Origin of the sequence: Vogesella aquatica, assembly GCF_028548455.1 — a bacterium.
In the GTDB taxonomy this organism is placed as follows: Bacteria; Pseudomonadota; Gammaproteobacteria; order Burkholderiales; family Chromobacteriaceae; genus Vogesella; species Vogesella aquatica.
The window spans coordinates 69,518-86,210 of record NZ_JAQQLF010000008.1; the positions used below are offsets into that span (position 1 = coordinate 69,518).

Below are 16,693 nucleotides of genomic sequence, written 5' to 3' on the forward strand. Positions count from 1 at the left end.
AGCCCTGCCCGCCTACGCCGGCAGGGCTTTTTGCTTTCTTGCGCGCCAATCAGGGTGCCCAGGTTGGCCGCAGGCGCAAAAAAACCGGCCTTGGCCGGTTTTTCGTCTTTCGTGTCAGTGCGGCTACGCGGCTTCGATCACTGCCGCAATGCGGCTGGCCCAGTCGGTAGCCAGCGCCAGATCATCAGCCTCCACCATCACACGTACTACCGGCTCGGTACCGGATGGGCGCAATACTACGCGGCCATGGCCTGTCAGTGCCTGCTCTGCCTCTTGCAGCAGCGCCGCGCTGGCAGTTTTCCAGTCCTGACCATGCAGACGCACATTGATCATTTTCTGCGGGAACGGCGTCCAGTCTGCGCAAACTTCGGCCAGGCCGGTTTTAAGCTCGTGCAATGCGGCCAACACCTGCAAGGCAGAAATAATGCCATCGCCGGTGGAGTGCTTGTCCAGACACAGCACGTGGCCCGAGGCTTCACCACCGACCAGCCAGCCGTGCTGGCCCAGCATTTCCAGTACGTAGCGGTCGCCCACCTTGGCACGGCCAAACGGCACGCCCTGACGCTGTAGTGCCAGCTCCATGGCCATATTGGTCATCACCGTGCCCACCACACCGCCGCCCAGCTGGCCGCGGGCAGCGCGCGCCTTGGCGATTACGTAGATCAGCTGGTCGCCGTCGTACACATTGCCGTGGCGGTCAGCCATCATCAGCCGGTCGCCATCGCCATCCAGCGAAATGCCATAGTCGGCACCGTGTGCCTGCACCGCCTGGGCGACAGCCTCCGCGTGGGTCGCGCCGACACCATCGTTAATGTTGTAACCACTGGGCTTGTCGCCAATGGCGATCACCTCGGCCCCCAGCTCGTGGAACACCTTGGGGGCGATATGGTAGGTGGCACCGTGTGCGCAATCCACTACCAGTTTCAGGCCTTTGAGGTCCAGCTCGTTAGGGAAGGTGCCCTTACAGAATTCGATGTAGCGCAGATCAGCGCCTTCTATGCGCTTGGCCCGGCCCAGCTCGCGCGAAGGGCTGGTTTCCATCGGGGAGTCCAGCATGGCTTCGATTTGTAGCTCTAGCGCGTCATCCAGCTTTTTACCGCCTTTGGCAAAAAACTTGATGCCGTTATCCTGGTAGGGGTTGTGCGAAGCGGAAATCATCACACCGGCAGACAGGCGCAGCGCCCGGGTCAGGTAGGCAATGCCCGGCGTAGGCAGCGGCCCGGTGAGCAGCACATTTACCCCGGCGGCAGTAAAGCCGGCTTGCAGGGCAGCTTCCAGCATATAGCCGGAAATACGCGTGTCTTTACCGATGATGACCGTGGGGTGTTCTTCGTGCTCATGGTCTACCAGCACCTTGCCCGCGGCGTAGCCCAGACGCAATACGAACTCGGGGGTAATCGGGGCCTTACCTACCTCGCCACGCACACCATCGGTACCAAAATACTTGCGGCCCATCTGCATTCCTTCACATGACATTTTTGTAATATTTTACCTACAACTGCGCAGGCATAACATGCATCCAGCGCAATATTAGCGCACACCGTGCAGGGCACGGAGTACCTGTAGCGCCTGCACGGTCTCTTTCACATCGTGTACGCGTATTACCCTGGCACCTTGCTGTGCGCTGAGCACGGCTGCGGCAATACTGGCGCCCAGGCGCTGGTCTGCCCGGCTTTCGCCGGTAATGGCGCCCAGCATGCTCTTGCGCGACAAGCCTACCAGCAAAGAAACACCAGCCTGCTGCTCCAGCTGAGGCAAAGCGCGCAGCAAGGCCAAATTGTGCTCCAGCGTTTTGCCAAAGCCAAAGCCGGGGTCTGCCAACAAGCGGGCGCGGTCGATACCGGCATCCAGACACAGCCGCACGCGGCGCGCGAGGTAGCTGCCCACCTCATCAACCACACTGTGGTAGCTGGGCTGCTGCTGCATGGTGTCCGGGTTGCCTTGCTTGTGCATCAGGCAAATACCGACGTTGGCCGCAGCCAGCAGGGGCAATGCGCCTTCATCCTCCAATGCTGACACATCGTTGATCAGGTCGACCAGCCCGCCTGCCAGGGCGGCCTGCATCACGCTGGTGCGGCGCGTATCCAGCGATAGCGGCACGTTCAGGTGAACAAGCTCGCGCAGCACCGGCATGACACGGCACAGCTCTTCTTCCGGGCTGACAAAAGGTGCGCCCGGGCGGGTAGATTCGCCACCGATGTCCAGAATGTCCGCACCGTCGGCTATCAGGGCCCGAGCGTGCGCTACGGCCTGCGCCACCGTATCGTGGCGGCCACCATCCGAGAATGAGTCCGGCGTGACATTCAGAATCCCCATCACCAGGGAGCGGGACAGATCCAGCGTGTAGCGGCCACAGATAAAGCGGGACATGATGCAATCCGGAAACAAAAGAGCCGCAGCTTAAGCTGCGGCTCGGGCAATTGACAAGAGGCTTACAACTCTTGCGCCGGGGTGGCGCTCGCCTCAGGTGCCGGCGGTGCCGGCGGCTTGTTCTCCGGCTTGGCAAAACCGCCACCCGGCTTCGGTGCGCGCGGTGGCTTGCCGTCCATAATGTCGTTGATCTGCTCGGCATCGATGGTTTCCCACTCCAGCAGGGCAGCCGTCATGGCTTCTACCTTGTCGCGGTTTTCGTCCAGCAGGCGGCGCGCCAAGGCGTATTGCTCGTCGATGATACGGCGGATTTCCTGGTCCACCTGCATCATGGTGGCTTCGGACAGGTTCTTGTGCGTGGTGACCGAGCGGCCCAGGAACACTTCGCCTTCATTTTCGCCGTATACCATCGGGCCCAGCTTGTCGGACATACCGTAGCGGGTCACCATGTCGCGTGCCATTTGCGTAGCCCGCTCGAAATCGTTGCTGGCGCCGGTGGTCATCTGGTTCATGAACAGCTCTTCGGCAATACGGCCGCCAAACAGGATGGCCAGACGATCCAGCAGATAGCCACGGTCGTAAGCAAAGCGGTCTTGCTCTGGCAGCTGCATGGTCACGCCCAAGGCACGGCCACGCGGGATGATGGTGACCTTGTGTACCGGATCGGACTTGGGCAGCAGCTTGGCCACCACGGCGTGGCCGGACTCGTGGTAAGCGGTGTTACGCTTCTCTTCCTCGGACATCACCATGCTGCGGCGCTCGGCGCCCATCATGATCTTGTCTTTGGCAGATTCAAAATCCAGCATGTCTACCAGGCGCTTGCTGCGACGCGCAGCAAACAGCGCGGCCTCGTTCACCAGGTTGGCCAGGTCGGCACCCGAGAAGCCAGGTGTACCGCGGGCGATTACCGGTGCATCCACGTCAGCAGCAATCGGCACCTTGCGCATGTGTACGTTCAGGATCTGTTCGCGGCCACGGATATCCGGCAGCGGCACCACCACCTGACGGTCGAAACGGCCCGGGCGCTGCAGCGCAGGGTCCAGCACGTCCGGGCGGTTGGTCGCGGCGATCACGATCACGGTCTGGTTGGTTTCAAAGCCATCCATTTCGACCAGCAGCTGGTTCAGCGTCTGTTCGCGCTCGTCGTTACCGCCACCCAGGCCGGCGCCACGCTGGCGGCCAACGGCGTCGATCTCGTCGATAAAGATGATGCACGGGGCGTTTTTCTTGGCTTGCTCGAACATGTCGCGTACGCGGGATGCACCCACGCCGACAAACATTTCCACAAAGTCGGAACCGGAAATACTGAAGAAAGGCACCTTGGCTTCGCCGGCAATGGCCTTGGCCAGCAAGGTTTTACCGGTACCCGGGCTACCCGCCAGCAGGATGCCGCGCGGAATGCGGCCACCCAGGCTCTGGTACTTGGTCGGGTCACGCAGGTAATCCACGATCTCCTTCACTTCTTCTTTCGCTTCGTCGCAGCCTGCTACGTCGGCAAAAGTCACCGTATTGGTGTCCTGGTCCAGCATACGCGCCTTGCTCTTGCCGAACGAGAACGCACCGCCTTTGCCACCACCCTGCATCTGGCGCATGAAGAAGAACCACACGCCGATCAGCAGCAGCATAGGGAACCAGCTGATGAAGATGTTCATCAGCATGGACGGCTCTTCTTCCGGCTTGGCAGAGAAGCGCACGTTGTTCTGGATCAGTACGTCTACCAGCTTGGTATCCAGCGGGGCAAACGAGCTGAAAGACGAGCCATCGGTACGCTTGCCGCGTATCCACTGGCCGCGCAGCGGGTTGCCTTCGATGGTCAGGGACTGCACCTTGCCGGTTTCAACGTCGCTGATGAATTGCGAGTATTCAAGCTGGTTTTGCGTTTCCCGGGGTTGAAACTGTTTGAATACCGTCATCAGGACAAGCCCGATGATGACCCAGATAGCGATGTTTTTGCCGATATTGTTCACAAGAGCGTGCTCCTATGTGCCCTGACTTGGAGAATGGTTTATTTGATTGTAACCCCCGCGTGGCAGGCTGTCAGCGACGGCCCTTGCCAAGCAGGTAAATTTCACTGGAGCGATCACGGGAGGCCTTGGGTTTGCGCGTTACCACCTCTGTAAACAGCTCGCGCATGGACTGCAGGTAAGCCTGGAACTCGCTACCCTGAAATACCTTGACCAGAAAATGGCCACCGGGTTTCAGGTGATCACGGGCAAATTCCAGCGCCAGCTCGGTCAGGTGAAAGCTGCGAGCCTGATCGATGGCGCTCATGCCGGAGATATTGGGGGCCATGTCGGAAATTACAAGGTCCAGCTGACGCCCGCCCAGCAAGGCGACAAACTCGTCCAGCACTTCCTGCTCGCGAAAGTCGCCCTGGATGAAAGACACATCGGCAATGGCGTCCATGGGCAGGATATCCATGGCAAATACTTTACCCTTGTCACCCACAATGCGTGCGGCCACCTGCGACCAGCTACCCGGAGCAGACCCCAGATCGGCCAGCACGGTTCCCGGCACGATCAATTTATCTTTTTCGTTGATCTCCAGCAGCTTGTAGGCAGCGCGGGCACGGTAGCCATCCTTCTGCGCCATATGCACATAGTGGTCGTTAACGTGCTCTTTTAACCAGGCGTTACTTGTCCTGCTGCGTGCCATGCTTCTTTCCTGATGAGTTTGGGTTAGGTTCTACTGGGAACTATAAATACAATCGGCCCACATGCCAGTATGGCTTGCCGATAGTGCACGCCATACCGCCGCGGCCATTGATGGCGGGCGCTGACGAAACTACTGTGAACAGCGCCTGAATTTTAGTAAAATCTTTTTTTAATCTGAAACTTGAAGCAACACATGAAAATCGAACTGACAGCCGTCGAGCGTACTTACCTGAAGGGCCTGGCCCATTCACTGAACCCGGTAGTAATGATCGGCAACAACGGCCTGACCGAATCCGTGGTACGTGAAATCGCCATCAGCCTGGACGCTCACGAACTGATCAAGGTTCGCGTTCTGGGCGATGACCGCAGCGCGCGTGTCGCCATGTACGACCAGATCTGTGACGAGCTGGGCGCCGCCCAGGTGCAACACATCGGCAAGCTGCTGGTACTGTACCGCCCGTCCGACAAGACACTGATCGACCTGCCGAAAAGCAAAAAGGCACTGAAAGCCCGCCCGTAAGCACGGCCGCTGGCAATACATGATAAAAGCGGTGGCTTGCCACCGCTTTTTATTTGCCTGTCAGTTATCGCTACGTAGCAGGTAAGCCAGGCCCATCAGGCTCTGCACCAGATAGATCAGGCTGGAAATGGCGTGCCAGGTAGCAAAACCGCCACCGAACAACCCTTCTGCCGCGTGGTTCATCTGCATTTTCAGGGCAGCAATGATGGGAGTCACGGCAAAGTGGTTGATCACGATGCAGGCCAGCATGCCCAGCAGCAGCCAGAACGGCGCCTGCTTCAAGCCGCGCGCGCCCTGGCGCATCACGTAATCCGCCATCAGGAATACACTGCACACTAGCCCAACCCAGGCGATAGAGGCGAATAGCCTGCCTGCCACCATGCCTGCCGTCACGTTATCCAGTGCCGAAAACAGCACCGGCGTCACAATGATGCCGATAACCCACAAGCCGCCAATCCAGAAAGTACGGGCGATGGCGCGTAAACCGTTCATGCTTCCCCCTGATCATTGCTGCTCAAGGTTGGCCGCAGCCCATGCCGCAGCCTGCCTCAGGCTCAGATATACAATACGTCCAGGATTTCGTATTCGCGAATGCCGCCTGGTGCTACCACTTCGGCCACATCACCGGCTTCCTTGCCGATCATGGCACGGGCAATAGGCGAGTTGATCGACACTTTGCCTTCCTTGATGTCGGCTTCGTCGTCACCCACGATCTGGTAGGTTACTTCGTCATCGCTCTCCATATCCAGCAGTTTGACGGTGGCAGCAAACACCACACGCCCATCAGCGTTCAGCTCGGCTGCGTCGATGATCTGCGCATTGGAAACCTTGGCTTCCAGTTCGGCAATGCGGCCTTCCACAAAAGCCTGGCGCTCTTTGGCAGCTTCGTACTCGGCGTTTTCCGACAGGTCGCCCTGGGCACGCGCCTCGGCGATGGCCTCGATCACCGACGGACGTTCCACACTCTTGAGGCGCTGCAGTTCGGCCTTGAGCATTTCCGCTCCACGTACGGTCAACGGGACTTTGATCATGTGTCTATTCTCCGGGGGCCTCTGGCGGCCCCATGATAAAAGCGCAAGCCGCCGTACGAGACGGCGGCTTTGCGGGACGATTGTGTCAGACGGGATTGTAACGGGATTTCACGTGCGGTTCAAAGGTTGGCCGCACGTGACGCCGTATCAGCCCTTCAGATCGGCGTGCAGCTGCTGCACGCTGTACACGTCAAAAGCATCCACGTGCGACAGGCCGGCACACACCGCCTTGGCACCAGCCAGGGTGGTGTACTGCGGTACACGCATCTGCAGCGCGCTGCGGCGGATGGTGTGGCTGTCCTGGATCGCCTGGCGTTTTTCGTCCACGGTGTTGATCACCACGTCGATTTCACCGTTTTTGATCAGGTCCACGATGTGCGGGCGGCCTTCGTTCACCTTGTGCACGATCTGCACGATGATGCCGGCAGCTTGCAGTGCCTTGGCGGTGCCACGGGTAGCGCATACGCCAAAACCCAGCTGCTGCAGCTCGCGGGCCACTTCCACGCCGCCTTCCTTGTCGCCTTCGCGCAAGGACATGAATACCTTGCCGGTACGCGGCAGCTTGTCGCCGGCAGCCAGCTGGGCTTTCACGTAGGCTTCGGCAAAGGTGCGGCCAACGCCCATCACTTCGCCGGTGGACTTCATCTCCGGCCCCAGGATGGTATCCACCCCCGGGAACTTGATGAACGGGAACACGGCTTCTTTCACGGCGTAGTACGGCGGTACCACTTCGCTGGTAAAGCCCTGCTCTTTCAGGCTGATGCCGGCCATGGCGCGCGCGGCGATCATCGCCAGCGAGGCGCCACTTACCTTGGACACAAACGGCACGGTACGCGAAGCACGCGGGTTCACTTCCAGTACAAAGATGGTGCTGCCCTGGATGGCGAACTGCACGTTCATCAGGCCCACCACGTTCAGCGCACGCGCCATGGCGATGGTCTGGCGGCGGATCTCGTCCTGCAGCTCGGCCGACAGGCTGTACGGTGGCAGCGAGCAGGCGGAGTCACCGGAATGCACACCGGCTTGCTCGATGTGCTGCATGATGCCGCCGATCACCACGTCGGTACCGTCGGAGATGCAGTCCACGTCCACTTCGATGGCGTCGTTCAGGAAGCGGTCCAGCAGCACCGGGCTGTCGTTGGACACTTTCACCGCTTCGCGCATATAGCGTTCCAGGTCGGCCGGCTCGTGCACGATTTCCATCGCGCGGCCGCCCAGTACGTAGGATGGACGCACTACCAGCGGGTAGCCGATTTCTTCGGCCAGGCGCATGGCGTCCACCGGGTTACGCGCGGTGCGGTTTGGCGGCTGTTTCAGACCCAGGTCTTGCAGCAGGTGCTGGAAGCGCTCGCGGTCTTCGGCAGCGTCGATCATGTCCGGGCTGGTGCCAATGATAGGCACGCCGTTGGCTTCCAGTGCGCGCGCCAGTTTCAGCGGAGTCTGGCCGCCGTACTGCACGATCACGCCGAACGGTTTTTCGATGCGGCAGATTTCCAGCACGTCTTCCAGCGTCAGCGGCTCGAAGTACAGGCGGTCGGAGGTGTCGTAGTCGGTGGACACGGTTTCCGGGTTGCAGTTGACCATGATGGTCTCGAAACCGGACTCGCGCAGGCTCAGCGCGGCGTGTACGCAGCAGTAATCAAACTCGATACCCTGGCCGATACGGTTCGGGCCGCCACCCAGCACCATCACCTTCTTGCGGTCGGTAGGCTGCGATTCGCACTCTTCCTCGTAGGTGGAGTACATGTAGGCGGTGTTGGTGGCGAACTCGGCAGCGCAGGTATCCACGCGCTTGTACACCGGGTGCAGCTTCAGCGCCCAGCGGTGCGCGCGTACAGCAGCCTGGTCGGTGCCCAGCAGCTCGCCCAGACGGCGGTCGGAGAAGCCTTTGCGCTTCAGGCGACGCAGCTCGTCGTAGCTCAGGCTGTCTACCTTGCGGCCGGCCAGTGCCTTTTCTTCGCCCATCAGGTCTTCGATCTGCGCCAGGAACCACGGGTCGATCTTGCTGATGGCAAAGATTTCGTCGCGGCTCAGGCCGATACGGAAGGCGTCGGCTACCGACAGGATGCGGTCCGGGCCGGGGGAACCCAGCTCGTGGCGGATCGCCGCTTCGTCGGTGGTACGCGCATCGAAGCCGGACAGGCCGGTTTCCAGACCACGCAGCGCTTTCTGCATGGACTCCTGCAGCGTGCGGCCCATGGCCATCACTTCGCCTACCGACTTCATCTGGGTGGTCAGGCGGTCGTCAGCCTGCGGGAATTTCTCGAAGGCAAAACGCGGGATCTTGGTGACCACGTAATCGATGGACGGCTCGAACGAAGCCGGAGTGGCACCACCGGTAATGTCGTTCTTCAGCTCGTCCAGGGTAAAGCCTACAGCCAGCTTGGCAGCGATCTTGGCAATCGGGAAGCCGGTGGCTTTGGAGGCCAGCGCGGACGAACGCGATACACGCGGGTTCATCTCGATCACGATCATGTCGCCGGTGTCCGGGTTCACGGCAAACTGCACGTTGGAGCCGCCGGTATCCACACCGATTTCACGCAGTACCGCCAGGCTGGCGTTACGCATGATCTGGTATTCCTTGTCGGTCAGCGTTTGGGCCGGTGCCACAGTGATGGAGTCGCCGGTGTGCACGCCCATCGGGTCGAAGTTTTCGATCGAGCAGATGATGATGCAGTTGTCGTTGCGGTCACGCACTACTTCCATCTCGTACTCTTTCCAGCCCAGTACCGACTGCTCGATCAGCAGCTCGTGGGTGGGCGAGGCTTCGAAGCCGCGCTCGCAGATGGTCAGGAATTCTTCCTTGTTGTACGCAATACCGCCGCCGGAGCCGCCCATGGTGAAGGACGGACGAATCAGCGTGGGGTAGCCTACCTTGGCCTGGGCTTCCAGCGACTCTTCCAGGGTGTGGCACACGAAAGACAGCGGGCAGGACAGGCCAATCTTGGCCATGGCTTCCTTGAAGCGGCCGCGGTCTTCGGCCTTGTCGATGGCGTCTTCGGTAGCACCGATCAGCTCGACTTTGTATTTTTCCAGCACGCCGTTACGCGCCAGGTCCAGCGCACAGTTCAGCGCGGTCTGGCCGCCCATGGTCGGCAGGATGGCGTCCGGGCGCTCTTTATCGATGATCTTTTCGACCACTTGCCAGGTAATCGGCTCGATATAGGTCACGTCGGCCATGTCCGGGTCGGTCATGATGGTGGCCGGGTTGGAGTTCACCAGAATGACTTTGTAACCTTCTTCACGCAGCGCCTTGCACGCCTGGGCGCCGGAGTAGTCAAACTCGCAGGCCTGGCCGATGACAATCGGGCCAGCGCCAATGATGAGAATGCTCTTGATATCAGTACGTTTAGGCATCGTTATCGCTCAATTCAATTCAATTATTCAATTCACAGACTGGCTGCGGCCAACTTGGCACCAAAACCGATGAACATCGCGCCTACCGAGCCGCCCATGGCTGCCGACAAGCGGTGGCGGCGGCGGAAGGCAGCGGCAAGGTGGTTGCCCGCCAGAATCACGACTGTCAGGTACAGCAGGCTGAAGCACTGCACGATGGCACCCAGCACGGCAAAGGTCAGCGCCGGGTAGGCGTAAGCCGGGTCGACAAACTGCACGAAGAACGACACGAAAAACAGAATCGCCTTCGGGTTCATCAGGCTGATCAGCATGGCCTTGCGAAAAGGGTTGGCCGCATCCACTGGCTGCACCGCAGCCGCAGCCTGCGGCAGCCTGGCACGACGCCAGCCCTGCCAGGCACCTTTCAGCATGTTCAGCCCTATCCAGGCCAGGTAGCCGCCACCCAGGTACTTCACGATGGCAAACAGCGCCGGGTTGGTCTGCAGCAAGCTGGCAGCGCCGGTAGCCGCCAGCGTCATCAGGATCAGGTCGCCGGTGAACACGCCACCGGCACCGGCAAAACCGGCCCGCACGCCGCGCTGGGCAGCCACGGACAAGACGTACATCGAATTGGGGCCCGGCAACAGAATGATGAAAATGGTGCCGAGGATGTAAGTCGTGAGGTCGGTTATGCCTAGCATGTTGTGCTCCTGATCAGGCGCGTTCGGCCATGGCCGCAATAAAGCGGTCAAACAGATAGGCTACGTCTTCCGGGCCAGGGCTCGCTTCAGGGTGACCCTGGAAGGAGAACGCCGGGCGGTCGGTCAGCGCGATGCCTTGTACGGTGTGGTCAAACAGCGAGCGATGGGTCACGCGCACGTTGGCCGGCAGGCTGGACTCGTCCACCTGGAAACCGTGGTTCTGGCTGGTAATCATCACGCGGCCGCTGTCCAGGTCTTGCACCGGGTGGTTGGCACCGTGGTGGCCAAACTTCATCTTGGACGTTTTGGCGCCGGTAGCCAGGCCCAGCAGCTGGTGGCCCAGACAAATACCGAATACCGGCAGCTTGGTGTCCAGAATCTCGCGGATCGCCGTGATGGCGTAGTCGCATGGCTCCGGGTCGCCCGGGCCGTTGGACAGGAACACGCCGTGCGGGTTGAGCGCCAGCACGTCCTTGGCCGGGGTTTGCGCCGGCACTACGGTCAGCTTGCAACCGCGTTCGGCCAGCATGCGCAGGATGTTGTGCTTCACACCGAAATCATAGGCCACCACGTGGTACGGGGTGTCGGTCTGCTCGGTATAGCCCTGGCCCAGGCGCCATTCGCGCACGTTCCACTGGTAGGCTTGCTTGCTGCTCACCACCTTGGCCAGATCCTGGCCTGCCATGCTGCCAAAACCGCGGGCCAGCTCAATGGCGCGGGCTTCGTCGATGTCGCCGGCCATGATGCAGCCTGCCTGCGCACCTTTTTCGCGCAGGATACGGGTGAGTTTGCGGGTGTCGATGTCGGCAATGGCGACAACATTGTTCTTCACCAGATAATCGGACAGCGAGTCTTCCGCACGGAAGTTGCTGTGCAACAGCGGCAGATCACGAATGATCAGGCCGGATGCAAAAACGGCGCCGGACTCGGTGTCTTCCGAGTTGGCGCCGACGTTTCCAATATGGGGATAGGTCAGAGTGACGATTTGCCGGGTATACGATGGATCGGTAAGGATCTCCTGATAACCGGTCATGGCGGTATTGAATACCACCTCTCCTACGGTGTGGCCGCTGGCTCCGATGGCTACGCCTTTGAAAAGCGTGCCGTCAGCCAAGGCTAGAATCGCGGGTACGGTTGTCACTGGCTGGCTCCTGAAATAATGGTTTTTTGAATCACTTATATAACAAACGGGACACCACGCCGCAGCGCTTGTCCCGTTCGGTTAAACTTTTCGATTATACCGCGATTTCGCATTTTTTCAATGGCAGAACGGGCACTTTTTTTCAACCATCAATAAAAACAAATACTTGAACAAACCCAAGCCAACTTTGACGCTAACGTCAATTCAGCTGCCACGTTACGCTATTCGCCCCGCTGGGCTTGCCCAGCATCAATAAAACCGGTTTCAACGCTTCGTATTGCGCTGCTTCGCTACTGGCACTGCCGGCAAACTGCAAGCCGCCGGCGTCATAACGCCCTTGCCCCTGGATTTGCAGCGGCCCCTGCAGCGTACGCATGGCCAGCTGTACCTGCTCGCCCTGCCCCAGCACATCCAGCGCATAGCTGCCAAACGGCTGGATGCGCGATAGCGGCGAGCTCGCCGCCACCCACGCCAGCACCGCCTGCCCGTCCACACGGCCCGGCTGCAGCAGCATGTGCCCTACGTTTAACTGTAGCTGGCCACCCAGCCGCGCGCTCTGCCATTTTGGCGAAAAACCGGTCAGCGCCGCCACCGGCAGCTGTAGCTGCACATTGTCCAGCTGTGCGCTGCGCGCTTTCAGCTGCAGGCTGCCTGCCTGGCCATCGGCCTCGATCTGCCACTGCAGCGCCAGGCTGCGCAGCGCAGCTGGCTGCCAGCGCCAGGCCAACGTGCTCATGGGCAAGACCTCGCCCTGCAGGCCAGCGTACATCAGCTGCCCGCTACCCTGCCACAGCGTGCCCTTGGCCGTGGCCAGGCGCCAGCGCCCGTCCGTCGCTGCGGCCAACCTGCTGTCCAGCAAGCTGGCAGGCAGATGCGCCACGGCAGACAGCAAGCCCACGATTACCAGCCCTAGCCACCCTGCGCGCTTCATGCTTCCCCCCCGGCGTGTACCAGTACCGCATCCAGCTTCACACGCCCTGCGCTGGTAGCGCTGGCCTGCAGGCGTAACACGCGCACTTGCTGGCCGGCCAGCTGGCCGGTGGCACGCACCCAGTCGTCAAATGCCACCTCGCCCAGCACCCGCACGCCAAACTCGCCCTCCGGCTGCAGCTGCAAACCTGCCAGCCCGGCCTGGCGCAGCATCGGCGCCAGCATGGTTTGCAGCTCGGCGGCCGGCAACGGGGGCACCTCGGCCTGTGGTTTCAGCCCCTTCGCCTCGCTGGCGAGCGTGGCCACCAGCCTGGCCTCGGCGCGCAAACTGGTCACGCTTGCGGCTAGCCGCGCAGATTGCTGATGCGCCGGCACCCATAGCACCAGATAGAAAATTGCCGCCCCCAGCACCACAGCCATCAAGGCCAGCAGGCGCTGCTCGCGTGCCGATAACTGCTGCCAGCGCTGCTGCGCCTGCTGTTTCAGCTGATTCATAGCGGCTCCCTTGTCAGTACCCACTCACTCTGCCCCTGTTCATTCTGGCTGGCCGTCAGCAGCCACTGCCGTGCGGCCAACTGTGCCTGCCAGCCTTGCGCCTGCTCGGCACTGAGCGAAGGTGCCTGGAACGCCAGGCGGCCACTGTCGTAGCGCAGCGATACCAGCTTGAGCTGGCCGCGGTTAATCTGTGCCAGCTGTGCCATGGCTTCTACCATATCGTCGCGCGCGGGCAGGCCACGGCTCAGGCGCAAGCGGTCTACCGCCCGCAACATGGGCAAGGCACTGCTGCCGGCCACAGCTTGCGGCGCCCACGGCTGCACTTGCTGGCGAATTTGCTGCTGCAGGTCTTTTTTCTGCCAGGCGTACCAACCCCATTGCCCGCAGGCCAGCAGGGTTTGTGCCAGCACCACGGCAGCCACAATCACACCGGCACGCTTGAGCGAGGGAGCAAAGGCACGCCACTGGCGGTCTGCCGCCAGCTCGCCCTGGGCAAAATTCGGCCCGCTGCTGCGGCCGTGCTGCCATTGCCAGGTGTCGCCCTGCTGTAGCGGCCAGGAGGCTGGCAAGCCCTGCGGCAGCTCGCCCAACACCAGCAGCCCGGCTGGCGGCGGCGCTGCGGCCAACCTGGGCAGCAAGAGTGCGGCGCTGGCGGCAGGCAGAAAACTCGCGGCATCCGCCCCCATGCGCAGCAAGCAGCCCTGCGGCTGGGCAGACAGTACCCATTGCCCTGCCACAGGCAGGGGCAGCAGGGTTTCTTCTGGCACGATACGGTCGGCCAGCCGCCCCAGCTGGCGCAGCATGGCCACGGCACGGCGCACCGGCGCCGCCTCGCACACCGCGACACTGCGGCGGCCGTCGGCCAGCTTGCCCCCCACGGCATACAGGTTGGCCGCAGGGTCGTTTGCCAGCTGTTCTTCCAGCGCATAGCCGATCACCGCCGGCTTCAGCTCGCGCCCGGCCGGCAGCGCCACCGAGGTAAACAGGGTAGTGCCGGCGGGCAACACCAGCTCCAGCTGGTCGGCTCGCGGCCAGGCGGCGGGGCTGCCATCGCCCTCATCCAGGCACTGCCCCTGGCTACCCAGCAGCGCCCACGGCAGGCCAGGCTCGCTATCTGGCCAGCCTGGCCGCAGATACAGTCTCAATACACTCATGATTCCCCGTTGGTGGCCGCCGCTACCGGCACCACTCCTTCTTCTCGCCACAGCACTTTGCTGGCTTGTTCGTTGCGCAACAGTAAAGCGTCTACCCGCAGCATGCTGCGCGGGTGGCGTATTTCACTTTGCAGCAGAAAATAGTCGCTGCGCACGCCGTACTCCACTGCCAGCGGCACCAGGTTACCGGTGAGGCGCAAGCCGAAGTCGGCCTTGTCCTTGAAATACGTGGTGCTACGCTGGTTGATCAATGCCTGCGCCTGGCCACGCCCCAGGCCGGGCACCAGCGCCATCATCAAAGGCAGGCTGATAGTGTTCACATTCAAGGCGCTACGCTGCGGCAGCAGCACCAGATGCGGTGCCAGCCTGGCCAGCACCTGGCTGTCGTAACCCTTTACCCAGCGCAGCTGCGCCAGCTTTTGCACGCGGTTAGCCGGCGGCATGGCGTAAGACGGCTGCTGGGCTGCGTACCAGGCCGACTCGGCACCTTGCGGGCGCTGCTCGTCGTCGGCGTCCAGCCAGTCCAGCAGCGTATCGGCCAAGGCAGCCGGCAGCTGCAGCTGGGCCAGCAGGCGGCGGTAAAGCTGCACTTGCACCGCGTCTTCCTTGCCGTCCGGCAGCAGCAGGTTGTGCACATTAAAGCGCCCCTGCGCATCGCTTAGCTGGCCGCTAATGCGGGTCTGTTCGGCCTCGGTTTGCGGCAAGGGCTGCGCCCATAGCTCGCCAAGGTGGTCTACCGCGCCGCTACTGCGGGCATCAAATGCCAGAATGTCACCCGCCCAGCCCACCCCGGCGTCGGCAATCAGCCGGATATCGGCACGGGCACGGTCGTTATCGGCCTGGCGCCACCACAAGCTTTGCTGCCACAACACAGTAGCGGCTGCGGTAGCCGCCAGCGCCACAATCAGCAGCGCCATGATGATGGCCATGCCTTGCTGTTGCCGCTTCATGGCAGCACCCATACGCGGCTGATGGCTTCATCGCCGGGCAATACCACACGCATTTCCAGCGCACGCAGCTGCGGCGAGCCGGCCGCCGCCGCAGGCCACTGCGCGTACCACTGGCCATTGGCGGCCAACACGCGCCATTGCACACGGTAATCGCTAGCCAGCAAGGGTAAGGCTTCGCCTTCCGGCGCGCTGCTGGCCGGGCCCGCCAGCCAGCCCAGGCCGCCAGTGGCACGGTATTGCACCTGCTCTTGCCCGTCCGGATAGCGCGACGACGCCAGCCGCAGCTGCAACCACTGGCCCTGCCCCGCCGGCTGCAGCTGCAGGGCAGGCTGTTGCTGCTCGCTGGGGGCTTGCCGCGGCAGGCGCTGCAGGTCGGCCTCGACCCTGCGCAGCACCCGCGCCAGCTGCACCCAGCGTTCGCCGGTTTGCATGATGTGCTCGCGCGCGTTCAGCAAATTGCCAAACGCGCGGTAGCCCATCACGGTAAGAATGGACAGCAGGCTCATGGCAACCAGGATTTCTATCAGCGTCATGCCGTGCTGGCGCTTCATGGCTGCACCTCGGGGCTGCGCACAAAGCCGGTGATCTCGGCCAGCACATAGCGCTGGCTGCCAGGCTGCAATACCCGCAGGATCACCTTGCGGAAGTTGCCGTTGGGCGTTTCGCTGACCTCGCGCTCCCAGCGCAGGCGGCGGCCATCGCTTTGCATTTCACCTTCTTGCAGGCCTGGGCCTGGCCACTCGCGCCGCGCCTGCATCAGGGCCAGCTGGTTTTGCGCCTCCCAGGTGGCGATCATGCGCTGTTTCATCTGCTCGCTATTGTCGGCAGCCACCCCGCTGGCACGCAGCAAGGCCGCCAGCGCCACCGCCATGATGGCCAGCGCGACCAGCACCTCGAACAGGGTGAAGCCGCCTTGCTGCCTCACGGCGCCACCTCCACGGTAACGGTGCCTACCGGTGACAGCGTGATGCTGCGCGCGCCGCTCTCACCACGCAGCGTCAGTGCCAGCGCGGGTGGGCGGCCATCCTGCCATAGCCGCACCGGGCCGCTGGCCGGGCGGCCGTCTTGCAGCAGGCCATCGCCGCGCAAACCTTCCGGCAGCAGGTGATCGGCAAAAAACGCATCGGCGCTGGGCTGCCAGCCACCCTGGCTATCGGCCACGCGCCAGCGGGCGCCGCCTGCCTGCCAGTCCAGCGCCAGCGCCTCGCCCATTTCGGCGGCATCCACCGCTTGCTCCAGCACCCGCGCCAGACGGTAGCTTTCGTCTTCCAGCTGACGATGCGTATCAGGGCGCAGGCTGAAGCTGACGGTAGTGGCCATCACACCAATGATGAGCAGCACCACCATCACCTCGATCAGCGTAAAGCCGCCTTGCGGCCAACGTTGGCCGCAGCCTGCGCGCGTCATGCCG

General features: G+C 62.0%; 17 protein-coding genes. 1 reads left to right on the forward strand and 16 read right to left on the reverse strand.

The genetic code is table 11. From position 1 onward, the window contains the following. Positions 1–123: 123 nt before the first annotated feature. From glmM to PQU95_RS07605, 4 genes are all read right to left on the reverse strand, one after another. Entirely contained in the window at positions 124–1,455 is a 1,332-nt protein-coding gene (gene glmM / locus PQU95_RS07590) for a phosphoglucosamine mutase (RefSeq protein WP_272751425.1), read from the reverse strand. 75 nt (positions 1,456–1,530) lie between these two features. After that, positions 1,531–2,370 carry a dihydropteroate synthase gene (gene folP, locus PQU95_RS07595; RefSeq protein ID WP_272751426.1) on the reverse strand — a complete coding sequence of 280 codons (840 nt, stop codon included), beginning with the start codon at positions 2,368–2,370 and terminating at the stop codon, positions 1,531–1,533. 62 nt (positions 2,371–2,432) lie between these two features. Beyond that, entirely contained in the window at positions 2,433–4,337 is a 1,905-nt protein-coding gene (gene ftsH, locus PQU95_RS07600) for an ATP-dependent zinc metalloprotease FtsH (RefSeq protein WP_017508223.1), read from the reverse strand. 70 nt (positions 4,338–4,407) lie between these two features. Next, positions 4,408–5,025, reverse strand: coding sequence for an RlmE family RNA methyltransferase (locus tag PQU95_RS07605; protein WP_147682586.1), 618 nt, complete (start codon positions 5,023–5,025; stop codon positions 4,408–4,410). A gap of 192 nt (positions 5,026–5,217) precedes the next feature. Between PQU95_RS07605 and yhbY the strand changes: the two genes are divergently transcribed. Next, positions 5,218–5,544, forward strand: coding sequence for a ribosome assembly RNA-binding protein YhbY (gene yhbY, locus PQU95_RS07610; protein WP_272751428.1), 327 nt, complete (start codon positions 5,218–5,220; stop codon positions 5,542–5,544). Between the two features lie 60 nt (positions 5,545–5,604). Here yhbY and PQU95_RS07615 read toward each other — a convergent pair whose 3' ends face one another. The 12 genes from PQU95_RS07615 to PQU95_RS07670 all read right to left on the reverse strand — a co-directional run bounded on the left by PQU95_RS07615 (position 5,605) and on the right by PQU95_RS07670 (position 16,689). After that, entirely contained in the window at positions 5,605–6,036 is a 432-nt protein-coding gene (locus PQU95_RS07615; protein ID WP_017508226.1) for a DUF4149 domain-containing protein, read from the reverse strand. A gap of 62 nt (positions 6,037–6,098) precedes the next feature. Then, entirely contained in the window at positions 6,099–6,575 is a 477-nt protein-coding gene (greA, locus tag PQU95_RS07620; RefSeq protein WP_272751429.1) for a transcription elongation factor GreA, read from the reverse strand. 147 nt (positions 6,576–6,722) lie between these two features. Next, positions 6,723–9,932, reverse strand: a complete 3,210-nt coding sequence (gene carB, locus PQU95_RS07625) for a carbamoyl-phosphate synthase large subunit (RefSeq protein ID WP_272751430.1) — start codon at positions 9,930–9,932, stop codon at positions 6,723–6,725. A 32-nt stretch (positions 9,933–9,964) separates the two neighbouring features. After that, the gene (gene leuE, locus PQU95_RS07630; protein ID WP_272751431.1) at positions 9,965–10,612 is read right to left on the reverse strand and encodes a leucine efflux protein LeuE; all 648 of its coding nucleotides are present in this window, start codon (positions 10,610–10,612) and stop codon (positions 9,965–9,967) included. Between the two features lie 13 nt (positions 10,613–10,625). Next, positions 10,626–11,753, reverse strand: coding sequence for a glutamine-hydrolyzing carbamoyl-phosphate synthase small subunit (carA, locus tag PQU95_RS07635; RefSeq protein ID WP_272751432.1), 1,128 nt, complete (start codon positions 11,751–11,753; stop codon positions 10,626–10,628). A 199-nt stretch (positions 11,754–11,952) separates the two neighbouring features. Continuing rightward, positions 11,953–12,684, reverse strand: a complete 732-nt coding sequence (gene gspN / locus PQU95_RS07640; protein WP_272751433.1) for a type II secretion system protein N — start codon at positions 12,682–12,684, stop codon at positions 11,953–11,955. After that, positions 12,681–13,178 carry a type II secretion system protein M gene (locus PQU95_RS07645; protein WP_272751435.1) on the reverse strand — a complete coding sequence of 166 codons (498 nt, stop codon included), beginning with the start codon at positions 13,176–13,178 and terminating at the stop codon, positions 12,681–12,683. Before PQU95_RS07645 ends, gspN begins: the two co-directional genes overlap by 4 nt. Beyond that, positions 13,175–14,332 (reverse strand): type II secretion system protein GspL, encoded by a 1,158-nt coding sequence (gspL, locus tag PQU95_RS07650; protein WP_272751436.1) that lies wholly within the window; start codon positions 14,330–14,332, stop codon positions 13,175–13,177. Before gspL ends, PQU95_RS07645 begins: the two co-directional genes overlap by 4 nt. Then, complete coding sequence (gene gspK / locus PQU95_RS07655; protein ID WP_272751438.1) at positions 14,329–15,282, reverse strand: type II secretion system minor pseudopilin GspK; 954 nt, start codon at positions 15,280–15,282, stop codon at positions 14,329–14,331. The genes gspL and gspK overlap by 4 nt, the downstream gene beginning before the upstream one ends. Continuing rightward, complete coding sequence (locus PQU95_RS07660) at positions 15,279–15,833, reverse strand: type II secretion system protein GspJ (protein WP_272751439.1); 555 nt, start codon at positions 15,831–15,833, stop codon at positions 15,279–15,281. Before PQU95_RS07660 ends, gspK begins: the two co-directional genes overlap by 4 nt. Then, positions 15,830–16,207: a type II secretion system minor pseudopilin GspI gene (gene gspI, locus PQU95_RS07665; RefSeq protein ID WP_272751441.1), complete on the reverse strand. Its 378-nt coding sequence runs from the start codon at positions 16,205–16,207 to the stop codon at positions 15,830–15,832. Before gspI ends, PQU95_RS07660 begins: the two co-directional genes overlap by 4 nt. Further along, the gene (locus PQU95_RS07670; protein WP_272751443.1) at positions 16,204–16,689 is read right to left on the reverse strand and encodes a type II secretion system protein; all 486 of its coding nucleotides are present in this window, start codon (positions 16,687–16,689) and stop codon (positions 16,204–16,206) included. The genes gspI and PQU95_RS07670 overlap by 4 nt, the downstream gene beginning before the upstream one ends. Positions 16,690–16,693: the final 4 nt, after the last annotated feature.

Excerpts from the sequence above, each read along its gene's own strand:
- gspN (WP_272751433.1), bottom strand. The coding sequence starts at position 12,684 with ATGAAGCGCGCAGGGTGGCTAGGGCTGGTAATCGTGGGCTTGCTGTCT.
- PQU95_RS07615 (WP_017508226.1), bottom strand. The coding sequence starts at position 6,036 with ATGAACGGTTTACGCGCCATCGCCCGTACTTTCTGGATTGGCGGCTTG.
- gspK (WP_272751438.1), bottom strand. The coding sequence starts at position 15,282 with ATGAAGCGGCAACAGCAAGGCATGGCCATCATCATGGCGCTGCTGATT.
- greA (WP_272751429.1), bottom strand. The coding sequence starts at position 6,575 with ATGATCAAAGTCCCGTTGACCGTACGTGGAGCGGAAATGCTCAAGGCC.
- PQU95_RS07660 (WP_272751439.1), bottom strand. The coding sequence starts at position 15,833 with ATGAAGCGCCAGCACGGCATGACGCTGATAGAAATCCTGGTTGCCATG.
- PQU95_RS07645 (WP_272751435.1), bottom strand. The coding sequence starts at position 13,178 with ATGAATCAGCTGAAACAGCAGGCGCAGCAGCGCTGGCAGCAGTTATCG.
- PQU95_RS07670 (WP_272751443.1), bottom strand. The coding sequence starts at position 16,689 with ATGACGCGCGCAGGCTGCGGCCAACGTTGGCCGCAAGGCGGCTTTACG.
- yhbY (WP_272751428.1), top strand. The coding sequence starts at position 5,218 with ATGAAAATCGAACTGACAGCCGTCGAGCGTACTTACCTGAAGGGCCTG.
- PQU95_RS07605 (WP_147682586.1), bottom strand. The coding sequence starts at position 5,025 with ATGGCACGCAGCAGGACAAGTAACGCCTGGTTAAAAGAGCACGTTAAC.
- glmM (WP_272751425.1), bottom strand. The coding sequence starts at position 1,455 with ATGGGCCGCAAGTATTTTGGTACCGATGGTGTGCGTGGCGAGGTAGGT.
- folP (WP_272751426.1), bottom strand. The coding sequence starts at position 2,370 with ATGTCCCGCTTTATCTGTGGCCGCTACACGCTGGATCTGTCCCGCTCC.
- carB (WP_272751430.1), bottom strand. The coding sequence starts at position 9,932 with ATGCCTAAACGTACTGATATCAAGAGCATTCTCATCATTGGCGCTGGC.
- leuE (WP_272751431.1), bottom strand. The coding sequence starts at position 10,612 with ATGCTAGGCATAACCGACCTCACGACTTACATCCTCGGCACCATTTTC.
- gspL (WP_272751436.1), bottom strand. The coding sequence starts at position 14,332 with ATGAGTGTATTGAGACTGTATCTGCGGCCAGGCTGGCCAGATAGCGAG.